Below are 16511 nucleotides of genomic sequence, written 5' to 3' on the forward strand. Positions count from 1 at the left end.
AAGATAGCGCAGATTGATCGCAACACCGGAAACCTGCGGGCGGATAAACTGAGCCTTCAGTCGTATGAAGGGGGGAGCAGCGCGCTTTTTAGCTCTAGACCTGCCATCTTGGCGCCCTTAACCTTACGCGCGAATTGGTCGGCAACTCAGCAATCAATTGATGCGTTGGTTTGGTGTCTAGCGACCGTCCAGAAATTTAAACGCGAGCATATCCGATGATCATGCCCCATCATGACAAAAAACCGCTTCTATACCCCAAACGTTCTGTTACAGGGTTTTGGAACGACCAACAGCTAGATCACGCGTGCAGAGATTGAGGGTGACAAAACAACGGGTCTCAAAAATTTCTGAGCTAACGCAGTGAAAGGAATTCTGGTGAATGTAGTTGGAAGTGTTTTTATGGCAATTCCTGTCGTGTTTTTGGTATACGCACTCTTTGGCTTAATTAAGTGGCGATCCAACTCACCCCACGACAGCTCCTTTGCAAAAGACTATTGGTATACTCAGAAAAACCCACTCTATCGTTCATGGTGGCCAGTTCTTGCGATTCTAGTCTATTTTTTAGGTGTACTAATATTTGGAGTGAGAGGAGATTATTGATAGTGGAATATTGCGCGTCCGATAGACACAGCCGCTCATCCAATGGTGGCTTTCGAAAATTCTGTATAGGACCATGGCTCCAACAAGAAACACTTTCCGCTGGATTTTTTAAAGGCCGCCTTTGGGCTGGGAACCGTCAGGCGTAACCCGGATAGACTGGTGCAAAAGGTGTTCCCTCGATCAGTCTTTGTTCTGGATTTGTTTGTGGGATACTCCCGTTAACTTAATGCAAGCCCTTTAAAATCCCACAACAAGCCCCTCCAGTCGCTTTCACATGCGCTTTTCGTTCACCTGCTGTCGCCTCGGCATCGGTACGTTATGGGCCCTCCGGTCAATAAGCGCTCTTTGAAACCTTGTGGTTCGTTGCCGACGGAAAAACTGTGCCACAAGCCACGGCTGCGAGCGGTGCGTGGCTTTTATGACCTGTTCAAAGAGATGTGCGGCCATAATTTGCAAAGGCTTGCTTGACCTCACTCATCTGGTCTTCGCCCAGCAGTTTTGGGCTGCCTATGGTAAGGGAGGTCACATAGCCCTTGGCCAGGGTTTCAAGCTCCATCATCCGCCACAGCGCAGTCTGCAGGTTGTCGCCGGTAACCACTGCGCCGTGGTTGGCCATCAGGCAGGCTGATCTGTGACGCAGGGCCTGAACCACCAGACGCGACAGCTCCTGGCTGCCAAAGAGCGCATAATCCGCCACAGGGACGTCATCGCCACCAAAGGCCGCCACCATATAGTGGCAGGCCGGGATCGGCTGATGGTTCATCGCCAGCGCGGTGCAAAAGGTGGGGTGGGCGTGAACCACGGCCATTTCAGAGCGCTTGGCCAAAAGAATATCCCGGTGAAACTGCCATTCCGACGAGGGTTTCATCTGGCCTATGCGCCTCTGAGAGCCATCCAGTGGCATCAGCACCAGCATGTCGGGGCGCATCTTTTCATATTCCACCCCAGAGGGCGTGATCAGCATGCCCTCGGTGGTGCGCAGCGAAATATTGCCGGACACACCTTGATTGACGCCCGCCGCTTGCATCGCCAGACAGGCGTCAATGATGGATTGCCGGGTGGCAGTGTCATCGCAATAGGGCTTAGACATTGGCGGAGACCTTTGCCGTGGCGGCAGGCGGGGCCATATCCGGGAACAATGCTGACAGTCCAGCCTCAGATGCTGCGCAGACGCCGCGTTCGGTGATCAGGCCCGTCACCAGATGATTGGGGGTCACATCAAAGGCCGGATTGCTGACAGAGGTTCCCTCCGGCGTCACCTGTACGGTCGAGATTTCGCCTGTATCTGTGCGGCCCTGAATATGGCTGACCTCTGCTGCGGCGCGGTCTTCGATTGGTATTTCCGAGATCCCGTCCGACACCGTCCAGTCGATCGTGGGTGAGGGCAGGGCGACATAAAAAGGAATATTGTTGTCTTTTGCCGCCAGAGCTTTGAGATAGGTGCCGATCTTGTTGCAGACATCCCCCTGCCGGGTGGTGCGGTCGGTTCCGGTGATCACCATATCAACCAACCCGTGTTGCATCAGATGCCCGCCGGCGTTGTCCGTGATATAGCTATGGCTGATGCCATGGCTGCCCAGCTCCCAGGCGGTCAGCGCCCCCTGGTTGCGGGGGCGGGTCTCATCCACCCAGACATGCAGCGGGATGCCGGCATCATGGGCGTGGTACATCGGGCTGGTGGCGGTGCCCCAGTCAACCGTAGCGATCCAACCGGCGTTGCAATGGGTCAGCAGGCGCACCGGGCTATCGTCACTTTTCTGCGCGGCGATGTCTTGGATCAGTTTTAACCCGTGTTCACCGATGCGGCGGTTGATCTCCACATCTTCGTCAGCGATTTCATGCGCCAGAGACAGCGCAGCCTGGCCCCGCTGCTCCAGAGGCAGGCCCAGCAACAGATCCCGGCACCGGTTCAAGGCCCACCTGAGGTTGATGGCGGTGGGGCGGGTTTGATTGAGGGCCTCCCAGGCCTGTTGCAGTGCGGCGTCGCTAGGATCCTGGCGCATGGCCAGCGCCATGCCATAGGCGGCCGTGGCCCCAATAAGAGGCGCGCCGCGCACATGCATATCCTTGATGGCACTGGCAAAACCCTGCAGGCTGTCCAATTGTTCGATCCGAAAGTCATGGGGCAGCCATCTTTGATCAATGATCTGCAGGGCCTCGGCGTCAGTGTCCCACCACAGGGATCTATAGGGCGTGCCGTCAACTTTCATGAGTGATCTCCGCAAGGGCGTAACCCGCAAGTGCTAGGCGCAGGTCGCAATAAAGTGGTACAGCCAACCTGGCTGATTTTGATTGTACCTTTATGACAGATCTAAAGGTGGCTGCGCGACCACTTCTTCATAAAACTTACCACAGAGTGTATAGGGCGGTTGCAAATTAGGCCACGGTAGCGCCGGTATTTTGCCGGGGCGGGCGGCGCAAAAGTCGTCCACTTTTGCTCTCACTGTCTTTGCAGGGAGGGCCGGAGGATTTTCACCGTGGAAGTATATTTAGCCGTGCGCCGCGCGCATTTCGATGAGGGGCGCAGCAAACGTTCGATCGCCCGTGATTTTGGCCTTGCCCGTGGAACGGTCGACAAGATGTGCGCGTATTCGTCTCCCCCTGGTTACCGCCGGAGCCAGAAAGTTCGGCGCCCGAAGTTGGAAGCCTTCACCGATACAATTGACCAATGGCTTCTGGAGGATCAGAACCGTCCGAAGAAGCAACGCCATACGGCGAAGCGGATCTTTGAACGGCTCCGTGAGGAAGAAGGCTTTACCGGCGGTTATACGACCGTGAAGGACTATGTTCGGGGGCATCGTCAAAAAGCGCGGGAGATGTTCATTCCACTCGCCCATCCTCCGGGTCACGGGCAGGCCGATTTCGGTGAGGCCGTTGTCATCCTGGGGGGCGTGGAACAGAAGATCCACTTTTTTGCCTTTGACCTGCCCTACAGCGATGCATGCTATGTGCGGGCCTATCATGCGGCGACAACAGAAGCCTGGATGGACGGGCATGTTCACGCCTTTGAGTTCTTCGGGCGCGTGCCGCTCTCGGTGGTCTATGACAATGACAGCTGCCTTGTTGCGAAGATCGAAGCCGGAGGGCGGCGTCGGCGGACGCAGATGTTCACGGAGATGTTGTCACACTACCTTTTTGATGATCGCTACGGCCGCCCGGGCAAGGGGAACGATAAAGGCAATGTCGAAGGTCTGGTGGGCTGGTCCCGGCGCAACCTGATGGTGCCGCTGCCGGAATTCCCTGATCTGGACAGCTTCAATGTCTGGCTCGAAGAACAATGTCTGACACGGCAGTCGGCTGTCTTGCATGGGCACCGGGAGACGATCGGGGAACGGCTGAAGCGGGATCTGGCTGCCATGTCGCCACTCCCTGCAATGCCTTACCAAGCCTGCCACAAGGCAACGGGCCGGGTCAGCTCCCAATCTCTGGTGCGCTACAAATCCAATGATTACTCGGTTCCCAGCACCTATGGCTTACGGGAGGTGACGATCCGTGCGTTTGTGGATGTGGTCGAAATCGGCTGTGGTGGTGGGGTCATCGCCCGTCACGCCCGCTGCTACGAGCGCGAACAAATGATCTTCGACCCTGTGCATTACTTTGCCCTTCTGGAGACGAAGCCCGGGGCCTTGGACCAAGCCGCCCCTTTGGTCGATTGGGAGATGCCCGACGAGCTGCAAACCCTGCGTCGCCTAATGGAAGCGAGACATGCCCGCCAAGGGCGCCGAGAGTTCATTCAGGTGCTTCGGCTCCTGGAAAGCTTTGATCTGCCGACTTTGTGCGCGGCGGTGCGGGTGGCGTTGCAAAAGCGGGCGATCGCCTTTGATGCGATCAAGCATCTGGTCCTGTGCCAAGTGGAGCGCCGCCCCGCTCGGCTCGATCTGTCCCTCTACCCCTATCTTCCCCGGACTGCGGTTCAGACGACAAAAGCCGCGAGTTACATGGCGCTCCTGTCGGAGGGAGCCGCATGACGGAAGTCCCGGACCTTCTGCTGGCCCATCACCTCAAGAAGCTCAAACTGCCCACCGTATTGCGCGAATACGAGAAGCAGGCGCGACAGTGCGCCGCCGAGGGGAAGGATCACATCCAGTTCCTCCACAGATTGATCGAATTGGAACTCATCGATCGGGAGCGGCGTATGGTGGAGCGACGGGTCAAGGCGGCGAAGTTCCCGGCGCCCAAAAGTCTGGACAGTTTCGACTTCCAGGCAATCCCCGCCCTGAACAAAGCCAGGGTGTTGGACCTCGCCCGTTGCGGATGGATCGAGCGGCGCGAGAACGTGATCGCTCTGGGGCCAAGTGGCACGGGCAAAACGCATGTCGCTCTTGGCCTTGGACTGGCCGCTTGTCAGAAAGGGATACCGGTTCGCTTCACCACCGCGGCGGCTCTTGTCCATGAGCTGATTGAGGCCAGTGACGAGAAACGGCTCCTGCGCCTGCAAAAGCAGATGCTGGCACCCAAGCTGCTGATCATTGATGAATTAGGCTTCGTGCCATTGAGCAAAACCGGCGCAGAACTCCTCTTCGAACTGATCTCGCAGAGATACGAACGCGCCTCGACATTGATCACCAGCAACCTCCCCTTCGAGGAATGGACTGAAACGCTCGGATCAGAACGTCTCACCGGCGCACTTCTTGATCGGCTCACCCATCATGTCTCCATTCTCGAGATGAACGGTGAAAGCTACCGCCTCGCACAGAGCCGAAAAACAACCCAGAACAACTGATCAGGAATTGCCCCTCACGGGGCAATGCGCCCGGGAACCCGCTTGCTATGTGAGGAGCCGCAGGTCCCCGGGCGCCTCTAAAATCAAACAAACGGCTCAATCCAAACTGGCCTACTTTTACGCCGCCCTAATGGACCAATTTTGCGCCGCCCTTGACACCACAGAGGTATGTTCTGACCCTCCCCGGTTCCTTTGCTTTGTCGACCTGCCTGGCTCCCTGGCCGGCTTAGTTGTGCCATTTGGCGCGGCGATCTAGGCGCAAGTGTTGCCTGCCTGCAGGCCCCGCTCAAAGGCGACAGTCAGAATGATCTGCCACTTTCGCGAGGGTGGGCAGTATTCAGGCTTCAGATCAATGGGGGGACAGCAAACCGGGGGCACCAAACCATCCGCGCCTTGCCATGACGCCGCTGAGAGGCATCTATCGAGGGCGCTGAAGTCTTTGACCTTAGGGTTGTTTGCGACCAAGTTGCTAAGTAAGATCACACGGCTCGCGGTTAGGCTGTACCGTTTGGGTAGCGGCACTTTTACCAATGAGCTGCATGAGACAGTAATTGATCTGAAAAACGAATGCTTCGTTCTGATTTTCCACCTAATCCCCGCAGAACCCGCCGGCGCCCCTCAATCAGGCCGAGTTCGCTCTTGCACTAAACTGCGGCAATCTGCCACACTGCTGCGACTCTTGAGGGGGAGGGTACAGGGGAAAATTGGCGGGCTTTTGTCACATGCGAGAAAAGTGCCGTCTCATCCACATCGCTTGATTTTGAAGCGCTTGACAGGTCGGGACCGCAAGGGGCTAGCTTGGGAGAGTGCAAAATGATCACCCCTCATTCATTCTGTTGGCCGTGTGGTCCTGGATGAAACAAGAGTGAGTGCATGCCTATCGCCGTTCCAACGTAGAGCGGTGAAATTTCATGAAAAACATCGTGGGAGAAAACCAAACATGAAACATACAAAACTAACCGTGGGTGCCTTGGTCACGGCGGCCTTTATGGCCCCCGCTGCGCAGGCGCAGGAGTACATCACCATTGGCACCGGTGGTGTAACAGGTGTGTATTACCCAACCGGTGGCGCGATTTGCCGTCTGGTGAACAAGAGCCGCAAAGAGCACGGGTTCAAATGCGCGGTGGAATCCACCGGTGGCTCCGTCTACAACATCAACACCATCCGCGAAGGCGAATTGCAGTTTGGCGTTGCCCAGTCTGACTGGCAGCACCATGCCTATCACGGAACCTCCAAGTTCTCTGAAAAAGGCCCCTATGAAGGTCTGCGCGCCGTCTTCTCTGTGCATCCCGAGCCCTTTACCGTTGTGGCACGGGCCGATGCCGGCATCACCACCTTTGACGATCTGAAAGGTAAGCGCGTCAACATCGGCAACCCAGGTTCCGGTCAGCGCGGCACCATGGAAGTGCTGATGAATGCCAAAGGCTGGGGCATGGAAGACTTTGCACTGGCGACCGAGCTTAAAGCGGCTGAACAGTCCGCAGCTCTGTGTGACAACCAGATCGACGCCATGGTCTATACCGTTGGCCACCCTTCCGGTTCGATCCAGGAAGCCACCACAGCCTGTGACTCCGTTCTGGTAACCGTAGATGGCGACGCTGTGACCAAACTGGTTGACGACAACGCCTTTTACCGTACCGCCACCATCCCCGGCGGCATGTACCGCGGGTCGGATGCGGATACCCAGACCTTTGGTGTTGGCGCGACCTTTGTCTCCTCCACCGATGTTCCGGACGAGGCCGTCTATGCGGTTGTAAAATCGGTGTTTGAAAACTTTGACGCCTTCCGCAAACTGCACCCTGCCTTTGCAAATCTGAAGGCTGAAGAAATGATCGCCGATGGTCTGTCTGCACCGCTGCATGACGGCGCGGCGAAATACTACCGTGAACAAGGTTGGATTGAATAATAAATCCAACGACATAGGAAGGGGCGCGATTTCGTGCCCCTTTCAATTTACGAAGGGGACACCCCCAAAACCAATAATATCAGACAGGGTCCGAAACTGGGGGCTTTCTCCTTAGGGCGGATCACTTCTGTATGGGAGATTATCCATGACATCCGATGCTCAGGGAAATCGACCGCTTAGCGAAGATGAACTGCAGGAACTGGTTGCCTCCTCCGATGCGGGTGCGCGCAACCCGGTCGGAGCAGTGGGTCTCTCCCTTGCTGTCATCGCTGTTAGCTGGTCCGTTTTTCAAGTCATTCTCGCCTCACCGCTGGCAAACTACCTGCTACCGGGCGCGGTCAATAATAACTCGCGCCTGATCCATCTCGCCTTTGCGCTGATGCTGGGCTTCATGGCCTATCCAGCGATGGGCCGCGAAAGCCGGAACCTGATTTCCTTTGCCCTTGGGCATTTGGGCACGGTTCTGGGGCTGGGGGCCTTTACGGTCGCAGTGATGATCACGGTCTCGCCGGATATCTCCATCAATGTGGCTGTGGCAATTGGCGCAGTGGTCGCGCTGGCGCTGGTGGCGCCAACCTTCCTGAATGGATCTGGTGTCGCGAATGGCGTGGAACGCCTCGTCAGTGCCCTTGGTATGTTCGCCGCGATTGTGGTGTTGTTTTACAGCGCCTTTGCCATTCTGGGCCAATACCTGCTGGACGGCTGGAGCAGCCCCCTGCAGGCTGTCGCACTGATACTGGCCCTAGCGATGGGCGCCTGGTTTGTGCTGTCCTATGTGCGTCAATGGAAAACCCCCGAAGGCGGTTTTGTCCCGGTTCAGGACTGGGCTTTGGCGGGCGCCGGGGTTTTTGTCGCCATCTATGGCTATCTGAACTATCAAAAGATCGTCGACAGTGGCGGCCTGGCGGATGACATCGACAAGTTTTACGCCCTTGCGGGCCTGTTGATCCTGTTCGAGGCGGCCCGCCGCGCACTGGGGCCGGCCATGGCGATTATTGCCACGATTTTTCTGGCCTACGTTTTCTTCGGCTCCTCTGACTGGGTGCCAGAAGTCATTCGCTGGAAAGGCGCAAGCCTGAAAAAAGCGATGAGCCATATGTGGATCACCTCGGAAGGTGTCTTTGGTATCGCGCTTGGGGTCTCGACCAAATTTGTCTTTCTTTTTGTGCTCTTCGGAGCTCTTCTTGATAAGGCCGGGGCAGGGAACTACTTTATCAAAATGGCCTTTGGCGCGTTGGGTCACCTGCGCGGTGGTCCGGCCAAGGCGGCCGTTGTTGGCTCTGCTGCGACCGGTCTGATCTCTGGCTCTTCGATTGCCAATGTGGTCACCACCGGCACCTTTACCATTCCGCTGATGAAGCGGGTTGGCTTCTCGTCAGAGCAGGCCGGATCGGTCGAGGTGGCCTCATCTGTGAACGGGCAGATCATGCCGCCGGTGATGGGGGCTGCGGCCTTTTTGATGGTGGAATATGTCGGCATTTCTTATGTCGAGGTGATCACCCACGCCTTTTTGCCGGCAGCGATTTCCTATATCGCGCTGGTCTATATCGTGCACCTGGAGGCGGTGAAACGCAACATGCCCACCCTGGGCAACCGCGAAGTCCACATGACCCGCACCATTCTCGGCATGGCCAGCTTTTTTGCGGTCTTTGCCGGACTGTGCTACGGCAGCCAGTTCCCGGTGGAGGCAGCCTATAGGTGGGCGCCCAGTATTGCAGGCGTTTTGATGTTTGGCGTGGTCTTTGCGATCTATGTGGCTCTGGTGGCCCTGGCTTCCAGCATTGATGATCTGGAACCGGATGACCCCAACGCCAAAGAGGTCGAACTGCCGGAAATCGCCAAGATCTACAAAGCCGGTTTGCACTATATGCTGCCCATCGTGGTTCTGGTTTATTTCCTGATGATCGAGCAGAAATCTCCGGGGCTTTCGGCCTTCTGGGCCACGGCGCTGCTCTTTGTCATCCTGTTGACCCAAAAACCGATCAAGGCGTTTTTCCGTAAACAAAGCAACATCGTAGCAACCTTTGTTGAAGGGTGCCACGACCTGTGGAGCGGCTTGATTGACGGCTCTCGCAACATGATCGGTATCGCCCTTGCAACGGCGACGGCCGGTGTGATCGTGGGCACGGTAACGCTGACAGGTGTGGGTCAGGTGATGGCTGATCTGGTGGAAACCATGGCCTATGGGCTCACCTATCTGAGCGCAATGGCGGTTCACGCGATCAGCCCGCTGACCGATTTTGTTGGCATTACCAGCTTTCAGGGCACCGTGGCCGAACGCGCCGCAGACATGACCGGTACCATTCTGGTTTTTGTTCTGCTTTGTGTTGGTCTGTTGTCGCTGGTGCTGGGCATGGGGTTGCCCACAACCGCCAACTACATCGTTGTCAGCTCGCTGATGGCGGGGGTTGTGGTGGAACTTGGGGCGCAGTCTGGGCTGATTGTGCCGCTGATCGCGGTGCATCTCTTTGTGTTCTACTTTGGGATCATGGCCGATGTGACGCCACCGGTGGGGCTTGCCAGCTTTGCCGCTGCCGCTGTATCGGGCGGTGACGCCATCCGTACTGGATTTGTCGCCTTCTTTTATAGTTTGCGAACAGTGGCTTTGCCCTTTGTCTTTATCTTCAACACGGACCTGTTGTTGATAGATGTCACCTGGACCCAAGGCATATTGGTTGCCATATCCGCTACCATTGCCATCCTGGTCTTTACCGCTGGCACCATGGGCTACTTTGTCACCCGCAGTAAGATCTATGAAAGCTTTCTGTTGGTCTTTGTCGCCTTTGCGCTGTTCCGTCCGGACTTTTTCATGAACCGGATCATGCCGGCCCACACGGAAGTTGCCCCAACCGAACTGGTGCAGGCGCTTGGCACGGCCGAGGCGGGGCAAGAGCTGCGCTTGACCATCGAAGGGCCTGATTTTGACACTGGTGAAATTGCATCAACAACGCTGATTGTCGAAGCGATCGAAGGCTTGGATGGCGCTGCTATGGCTGAAAAGGCCGGGTTGATCCTGTTGCCCGAAGGCAGCCAGATGAACCTGGATGCACCGGGCTTTGGCACCCCGGCGGAACAAGACCTGGGCAGCTTTGACTTTTACGGGGACAGCCCTGTTTTTGTGAAGGAAATCCTGGCACCAGTTGATCAGTTGCCCAAGGAGTTGGTGTTCATTCCAGCGCTGCTGCTGCTGGGTCTGATAGCCATGATGCAACGCGGCCGCGTCCGCAGAGAAGGAGATCCAGCATGATCAAATCTGTCCTGTGCGCGGTGGAGCTGAGCGACAAGGCCACTGATAAAATGGTACTCGAACAGGCGGCCAGAATGGCCGACCTGGACGGGGCGCAATTGGATGTGGTGAATGTTCTGCCTGACTTTGGCGAAAGCTGGGTTTCTGGGTTCTTTGAAAGCCATCACCATGAAAAGGCAGTCGAGGAAACCACAGCCACACTCAAAAACATCTGCGCCGAGATCCTGGGGCAAGAGCGCAATGCCAAGATCCGCCATGTGGTTGCCACCGGCACCGCCGATCAGGAGATCCTGAAGGTGGCCGAGGCCGCCGGCAGCGACCTGATCGTGGTTGGGGCGCATAAGCCTGATCTGAAGGACTATTTGCTGGGCCCCAATGCGGCCCGGGTCATCCGTCATTCAGAGTGTTCGGTCTTTGTTGTGCGCGGGCCAAAGGCCTGACGACCCACGCACCATAAAATCAAAAATGGGGGCGCTTTGAGGCGCCCCTTTTTGCTGGCTGTTTTTACTGTGCGCTATTCATACCCGGTCATTTCCAAATAGCCGGTGCCACTGTGACTGCCAGATACGGTCACCGGACCTTCCCAATAGGCAAAGGCAACATCCATCCAGCTTTGGGGGTTAAGGGCCTCAACTGTAAGGGAAACGTTCCTTTCCGGCAGGTCGACTTTCCAACGGGTTGGAATGCTCCGCCCCTTGACCTCAACCTGGGCCAGCGGTTCCGCCTGAAACTCTCCCGGAGCCAAAGGCGTGACCTCGCCAGTGGCAGAAATCCAGGTGCCGGAACGGAAGTCCTCGGCCCCGTTGGCGCCGCGCAGGACAAAGCCCATCAGCTTATCCCCGCTGTCAAACCGTAGCGAAAACCAATCCCAGCCTTTTTGGTTCTCTGACAGCGGCTGGCTGGACCATTCGCGATCCAGCCAGCCATCGCCAGTCACATCAACGGGCCCAGAGGGCAGGGTGAGACTGCCCTTGATTTGGTAATTTGGCTGCGAATAATAATAGCTTGCCTGACCTTCGGGGGATTTCACCGAATAGCCCTGCTCACCTTGCAAAACCAATGGCGCCGTGGTTTTGGCCGAGAGCTCATATGAAAAACTGTCACCTGCGGCTGAGAGATCAAGCTGGGACAGGTCATTTGCTCCTGCCATTTGCCAATCGTCAATCCAGGCCTGAAAGGGCGCTGTGGTGACGCCGGCCTGGCCAATGCCCCCACGCGCCAGACGCTCGGCTGAGAAATGCGCAGTGGCGCTGGTCAGCCCGGCATGTCCCATCCAAATCTGCGGGCTTTGCCAACCTTCTGTCTCGCCGGGGGCAAGCGCACTGCGAAACAGCGTCCATTGAATGCCATAGCTTTGGCCGGTTTCGTCCTTAAGGTTGGCAGTCAAATACCACCATTCAATACGAAAATCCGGATGCGCCCCGTGGTCCATGGGAAATTCCAGGCGGTGGTCGGGATGGGGAATTGCAAAACCTTCAGCCGCAGTCCCGAGGCCGGCAAACCCCTGGGACAAGGCCGGTCCGGCAACAAGCAAATTCAGACAGAGCAGCAGGCGACTAACGTTCACTGGAAAAAACCTTTAAGAGTGCACTGGGCTGTAGGCGGAACAGGCGCCAGGCTGGCAGTAGCGCCGCCAGCAAAGCCGCCAAAAGCGACAGAATGACCAGCCACAGCCAGTCCAGCGGAAACAGATAGATCGGTAGCCGCCAGCCAAAGGCCTCTGTGTTGATCACCACCAACAAGGCCCAGGACAGCACCAACCCCAGCGGCAGCGCCAAGAGGGCCGTCAAACCCGCCATCAAGAGGCTGCGCGCGATGTCGATCTGCGCCAGCGTCCGGCGACTGACCCCCATGGCCCAAACCGGACCCAGTTGCGGCAGGCGCTGGCTCCAGAGTGTTGCGAGACTGGTGAAAATTGCAAAACTCGCCACCCCCAGGGTGAGCAGCTTCAGGCTGTCGGTCACTCGAAAGGTCTGATCAAAAACCTGTTGTGAGGCGGCCTTGAGCTTACCTTGTTCAACAAGATCTTCCCGATCCAAATCAAACGTTTCTTGAATTTCTTTAATCAGGTCAGGGACATCTCTGGCGTCTAAGCGCAGGCCAAACCGCTGGTTGGGCGCCTCTGGCGCATTGCGCAGCAGTTGCGCCATCGAAACAATCGCCTGCCCGTGAGGATTTCCATAATCCGAATAAATGCCCAGGATGTTGCTGGGCCAGCCTTGCGGCAGTAGTATTGTGTCGCCCAGGCTCAGGTTGCGGCGGCGTGCCAGTTGTTCGCTGATCAAAATCCCCTGACCCGTTGCCAGTAAATCCCAGGCCCTTGGCTGCGATTCCAGCATCGGCCAGTGGTCACGATATGTAGGATCGTCCCGCACGCCGTAGATGCTGATCTGCCCGGCCGGATCGCGCAGGACCTGGGAGCGGATCGGCAAAACCCGCAGGTCTTTCTGCGCCAGCCATTGCTCCAGCGCTGCCCCCTGGGCGTCGTCACGGGCGGTGACGTAAAGCTCAGACGACAACCGTTGATCCAACCAGCCCGTAAAGGTCAACCGAAAGCTGGAAACCATTGTTCCAACGCCAATATTTGTAGCCAAGGCCAGCATGAGCGCCATCAGCGCCAGCGACAGACCCGGCAGCTGTGCCCGTGCATCCGCCCAAAGCCAATGGCCAAGCGGATGGTGCGTCAGCCGCTGTCCTGCCTGCAGGATATGCCAGAGGCAAAATGGCAGCAGCAGCGCGGTCCCCAGCATGAGACAGCCCAGAAAGGCAAAACCGCCATTGAGCCCGCCCCAAAGCAGCAGGGACAGGGCGCCAATCCCCAGCAAGCCGACCCCGGCCCGCGCCCAACCGTTGAAATTGCGCAGGATCTGCTGGCCTCTGGCCTGGGTGGAGGGGGCTTGTAGAATAGGCAGATGCCAAAGGGTGAAGAACGAATAACCACTGGCAACAGCCGCCCCCAGCAGTGTCATGGCAAGACCGGACAGCACCCATGCGGGCTGCAGGGTCAGACCGTTGTCCACCTCTACACCGTACAGCCCCGAAAGCGTCACCGCGACCCCTGGCAACAGGGATGCGGCGATAAAGTAGCCAATTATCAAACCGATAAAGGCCGATATAAAGGCAATAAATGTGATCTCGATCAGCAAAATCAACACAAGATTTGCGAAGGGAAGCCCAAGGCAGCGCAGGGTGCGAAACAGGCCGCGCCGCTGCTCCATCGCCAGACCAATAGTGCCTTGCACGATAAACAGCCCAACGACAAAGGAGAGGAACCCAAAGGCCGTCAGATTGAGGTGAAAGCTTTCGGTAAGGGTGCCTGGTTCAACGCGGCTGGCATTTGCGGCTTCAAATTGAATATGATCCGGCAGTGTTGCCAGGGCATTCGGGGGCGGTGGCGTTGACGGCAGATAGATGAGCTGTGTCAGCGCTTTAGGCGCGTCGAGCAGTCTGCTGACAACCGAAATATCGCCAATTGCATGTCCTGGCGGCAGCTCTGCCGAGCGATGGAGGGTTAGCGCCGGAAACTCTGCGTCGATCCGTTGGGCCGTTTGAGGATGCAGCAGCAAACCACCGGGCGGGCGCAACATGGAAATCAGGATCTCACCGTCCTGGGCAGTCATGTCCTGGGCAGTCATCTCGGGGGGCATGATGCCAGAAATGGGGGGCGGCGATAACAAATCAACCCCAGTTATTTCAATGGACTGGCCCGCAACCTTTATGTTTCCGGTTAGGGTCGGAGACAGTTTCCAGCCGCTGCGTTTTAGGCTGACATAGTCGGACACCGTCAAGTTATTGGTGGCGGACACCAGGCTTGGCCGGTCAATTTGGCGCGCATAGTTTGCCGCCTTGGCATAGCTGGCCTTTGCCTGGCTGTTGATCGCCTGAACGGCCATCCAGAGCGCCGTCGCCAGTGCCAGGCCGACAATCAGGGCTGCCAGCTGAAACCTGTGCTGCCGCCAATGAGACAGCAGTGCAAGGAGGGCATGCCCGGTCACGTCAACCCGCCGTTGCTCAGATGCAGACGTTGATCCAGCGCTGCGGCGATAGATTGGGAGTGCGTGACCAGAAACAGCGCGGTTTGGCTTTCTGCAACCAGATCCAGCATTAATCCCAGCACCGCGTCACCGGTCTCCTCATCCAGGCTTCCGGTTGGTTCATCCGCCAGCAACAGCTTGGGTCGCATAGCAAGCGCACGGGCAATTGCCACCCGTTGCTGCTGCCCACCCGACAGCTGTTCGGGGTAGCGTGACAACAGTGCGGTCAAGCCCAACCGCTGGGCCAAAAGCGCCTCCCAATCCGGGTCATGGGTTTTGGCCAGCTTGGCATGCAGCGCGATATTTGCAGCAACATCAAGTGAAGGGATTATATTAAATTGCTGAAAAACAATGGAAACTTTGCTTCGCCGCAGAGCCGCCCGCCCAGTTTCATCCAGGTTGCTTAGGGCAATGCCATCCACATGGATTTCGCCACTGTCAAAACAGTCCAAAGCACCCACCAGGTGCAAAAGCGTACTTTTCCCAGATCCGCTTTCACCGGTGAGCGCCAGAGAGGTTCCGGCCTGCACATGCAAATTCACCCGATCCAAGATCGGCTTTTGCAAACCGCTTTGGGGAATTGTCTTGGTAACATCTGTTACGGTTAGAACCATGTTTTGATCTGTATCCCGAGAAATGGCCGTCAGCAGGGCAAATGGCAGGTTGATCGCTGAATGGCAGTGAATACGTCTGAGGTGAAACTGTCCAGTAACCCGCTGTCTTGTCGGCGCTCTTTGTCGTAGGGTACTGGTGTTTGTGATGTAGATACGGATGTCTGCCAATATGAAAACCGGCATTTTTTCAAATATTTGGACCAGGTCGCTTTGGCTGGCGATAAACCGCTTTAACAGCAAGAACGGCTGGGTGATGAGCAGCCATATTGCCATGTCGATGATGCTGGCGCTTTTCCCCTTTGTTTTGTTCACTGTGGCCTTGGCCGGCACCGTTGCGAGCCTGTTTTCGCAAAGCGTCGAACTGGATCATCTGGTGGAGCTGGTTTTTGGAGCCTGGCCAGAGCCTGTCTCAACCCCGATCCTGGCTGAGCTTGACGCGGTGCTGGAGACCTCCAACACTGGATTGATCACCGTGGGTGGTATCTTTGCCCTCTATTTTGCTTCCAACGGCGTCAATGCGGTGCGGCTGGCCATGGTGCGGGCCTATCACGACCAGGATCTGCGTCCCTATTGGGTGTCTCGTCTGCTCTGCCTTGGCTTTGTGATCCTGGGCGGTGTGGGTATCCTGATTGCCGCCCTGTTTGAGGTTATCTTACCGCTCTACCTGCATTATCTCGCTGACTTTTTCCCCAATGTGGAGCTTTCAGGTTATTTGACACCCGGCCTGCATGCCTTGATATTGGCACTGTTGCCTTTTGCGGCGGTATTATTCTGCCACCTGTTGCTGCCGGGACGAGTCCACCGCCTGTCCCACATCTTGCCTGGGACGGTTCTCACGGTTGCTTTGTGGTGGGGCGCTGGGATTGGTTTTGCCTTCTATGTTGGCTCCATCGCTCAATATTCTGCCACCTATGCGGGGCTGGCCGGGGCCATGGCGGCAATGATTTTTCTCTATGTGAACGCGGCGATTTTGATCCTGGGGGCGGAATTCAATAGCGCCCTTATTGACCTAAGATCAAAAAGCTAAGGCAGCCCAGACAGATCAATCACTGATCAGGTCGCCGACCAAAACCCTAGATGTGCAAAAATACCACATGTTTCCAGATTGGAAACAATGGGGCAGTCCTGCCACATTTTGGCCCCGCTCGGATCCTACCCAGATCCTATCCCATCGCCACAGGAACACCAAAGGTAGGAAGAGCAAGATGACAAGGTTTGGCAAAAAGCTGCTGGTCCCGCAGCTGGTAAAACAAGTTTTGCAAAAGTCAGGGCTTGCCAGCCAAATGTCGAAGAAGCTGCGTGTTTCTTTGCAAAGCGAAGGCGAGGGCGCAGAGGCCCTCGAACTGCGTGATCAGGCAAGCCGGTCGCTGCTGGCACAGCCCTAAAC

12 protein-coding genes are annotated in these 16511 nt (G+C 56.8%); 7 read left to right on the top strand and 5 right to left on the bottom strand.

Annotated features, from left to right (window positions below; genetic code table 11):
• Positions 1–1027 precede the first annotated feature (1027 nt).
• Positions 1028–1690 (bottom strand): class II aldolase/adducin family protein, encoded by a 663-nt coding sequence (locus JZI28_RS08905; RefSeq protein ID WP_375699894.1) that lies wholly within the window; start codon positions 1688–1690, stop codon positions 1028–1030.
• The gene (gene mtnA / locus JZI28_RS08910) at positions 1683–2810 is read right to left on the bottom strand and encodes an S-methyl-5-thioribose-1-phosphate isomerase (RefSeq protein WP_375699895.1); all 1128 of its coding nucleotides are present in this window, start codon (positions 2808–2810) and stop codon (positions 1683–1685) included. The genes JZI28_RS08905 and mtnA overlap by 8 nt, the downstream gene beginning before the upstream one ends.
• Before the next feature lie 258 nt (positions 2811–3068).
• On the opposite strand from mtnA, the gene istA reads away from it, so the two are divergent.
• The 5 genes from istA (at position 3069) to JZI28_RS08935 (ending at position 10916) form a co-directional block, all read left to right on the top strand.
• Positions 3069–4568: an IS21 family transposase gene (istA, locus tag JZI28_RS08915; protein ID WP_375700067.1), complete on the top strand. Its 1500-nt coding sequence runs from the start codon at positions 3069–3071 to the stop codon at positions 4566–4568.
• A complete protein-coding gene (gene istB / locus JZI28_RS08920) occupies positions 4565–5323 on the top strand; it encodes an IS21-like element helper ATPase IstB (RefSeq protein ID WP_274841184.1) in 759 nt (252 codons plus the stop codon). The genes istA and istB overlap by 4 nt, the downstream gene beginning before the upstream one ends.
• A 940-nt stretch (positions 5324–6263) precedes the next feature.
• A complete protein-coding gene (locus JZI28_RS08925; protein ID WP_297341648.1) occupies positions 6264–7229 on the top strand; it encodes a TAXI family TRAP transporter solute-binding subunit in 966 nt (321 codons plus the stop codon).
• A 145-nt stretch (positions 7230–7374) separates the two neighbouring features.
• Positions 7375–10476: a TRAP transporter permease gene (locus JZI28_RS08930; protein ID WP_375699896.1), complete on the top strand. Its 3102-nt coding sequence runs from the start codon at positions 7375–7377 to the stop codon at positions 10474–10476.
• Positions 10473–10916, top strand: coding sequence for a universal stress protein (locus JZI28_RS08935; RefSeq protein ID WP_375699897.1), 444 nt, complete (start codon positions 10473–10475; stop codon positions 10914–10916). Before JZI28_RS08930 ends, JZI28_RS08935 begins: the two co-directional genes overlap by 4 nt.
• Before the next feature lie 74 nt (positions 10917–10990).
• On the opposite strand, the gene JZI28_RS08940 is transcribed toward JZI28_RS08935, so the two are convergent.
• Genes JZI28_RS08940 through JZI28_RS08950 form a run of 3 tightly spaced genes read right to left on the bottom strand, consistent with a single transcriptional unit; the run spans position 10991 to position 15124 of the window.
• Positions 10991–12043 (bottom strand): lipocalin-like domain-containing protein, encoded by a 1053-nt coding sequence (locus JZI28_RS08940; protein ID WP_375699898.1) that lies wholly within the window; start codon positions 12041–12043, stop codon positions 10991–10993.
• Positions 12033–14471 (bottom strand): FtsX-like permease family protein, encoded by a 2439-nt coding sequence (locus JZI28_RS08945; protein WP_375699899.1) that lies wholly within the window; start codon positions 14469–14471, stop codon positions 12033–12035. Before JZI28_RS08945 ends, JZI28_RS08940 begins: the two co-directional genes overlap by 11 nt.
• Positions 14468–15124 carry an ABC transporter ATP-binding protein gene (locus JZI28_RS08950; RefSeq protein ID WP_375699900.1) on the bottom strand — a complete coding sequence of 219 codons (657 nt, stop codon included), beginning with the start codon at positions 15122–15124 and terminating at the stop codon, positions 14468–14470. The genes JZI28_RS08945 and JZI28_RS08950 overlap by 4 nt, the downstream gene beginning before the upstream one ends.
• A 253-nt stretch (positions 15125–15377) precedes the next feature.
• Between JZI28_RS08950 and JZI28_RS08955 the strand changes: the two genes are divergently transcribed.
• Positions 15378–16151 (top strand): YihY/virulence factor BrkB family protein, encoded by a 774-nt coding sequence (locus JZI28_RS08955; protein WP_375699901.1) that lies wholly within the window; start codon positions 15378–15380, stop codon positions 16149–16151.
• 178 nt (positions 16152–16329) lie between these two features.
• Positions 16330–16509 carry a hypothetical protein gene (locus tag JZI28_RS08960; protein WP_375699902.1) on the top strand — a complete coding sequence of 60 codons (180 nt, stop codon included), beginning with the start codon at positions 16330–16332 and terminating at the stop codon, positions 16507–16509.
• Positions 16510–16511: the final 2 nt, after the last annotated feature.

This window comes from Pseudophaeobacter sp. TrK17 (assembly GCF_042192375.1).
In the GTDB taxonomy this organism is placed as follows: domain Bacteria; phylum Pseudomonadota; class Alphaproteobacteria; order Rhodobacterales; family Rhodobacteraceae; genus Pseudophaeobacter.

Coding starts and splice junctions, on each gene's coding strand:
- JZI28_RS08905 (WP_375699894.1), bottom strand. CDS start 1,690: ATGTCTAAGCCCTATTGCGATGACACTGCCACCCGGCAATCCATCATT.
- mtnA (WP_375699895.1), bottom strand. CDS start 2,810: ATGAAAGTTGACGGCACGCCCTATAGATCCCTGTGGTGGGACACTGAC.
- istB (WP_274841184.1), top strand. CDS start 4,565: ATGACGGAAGTCCCGGACCTTCTGCTGGCCCATCACCTCAAGAAGCTC.
- JZI28_RS08925 (WP_297341648.1), top strand. CDS start 6,264: ATGAAACATACAAAACTAACCGTGGGTGCCTTGGTCACGGCGGCCTTT.
- JZI28_RS08930 (WP_375699896.1), top strand. CDS start 7,375: ATGACATCCGATGCTCAGGGAAATCGACCGCTTAGCGAAGATGAACTG.
- JZI28_RS08935 (WP_375699897.1), top strand. CDS start 10,473: ATGATCAAATCTGTCCTGTGCGCGGTGGAGCTGAGCGACAAGGCCACT.
- JZI28_RS08950 (WP_375699900.1), bottom strand. CDS start 15,124: ATGGTTCTAACCGTAACAGATGTTACCAAGACAATTCCCCAAAGCGGT.
- JZI28_RS08955 (WP_375699901.1), top strand. CDS start 15,378: ATGAGCAGCCATATTGCCATGTCGATGATGCTGGCGCTTTTCCCCTTT.
- JZI28_RS08960 (WP_375699902.1), top strand. CDS start 16,330: ATGACAAGGTTTGGCAAAAAGCTGCTGGTCCCGCAGCTGGTAAAACAA.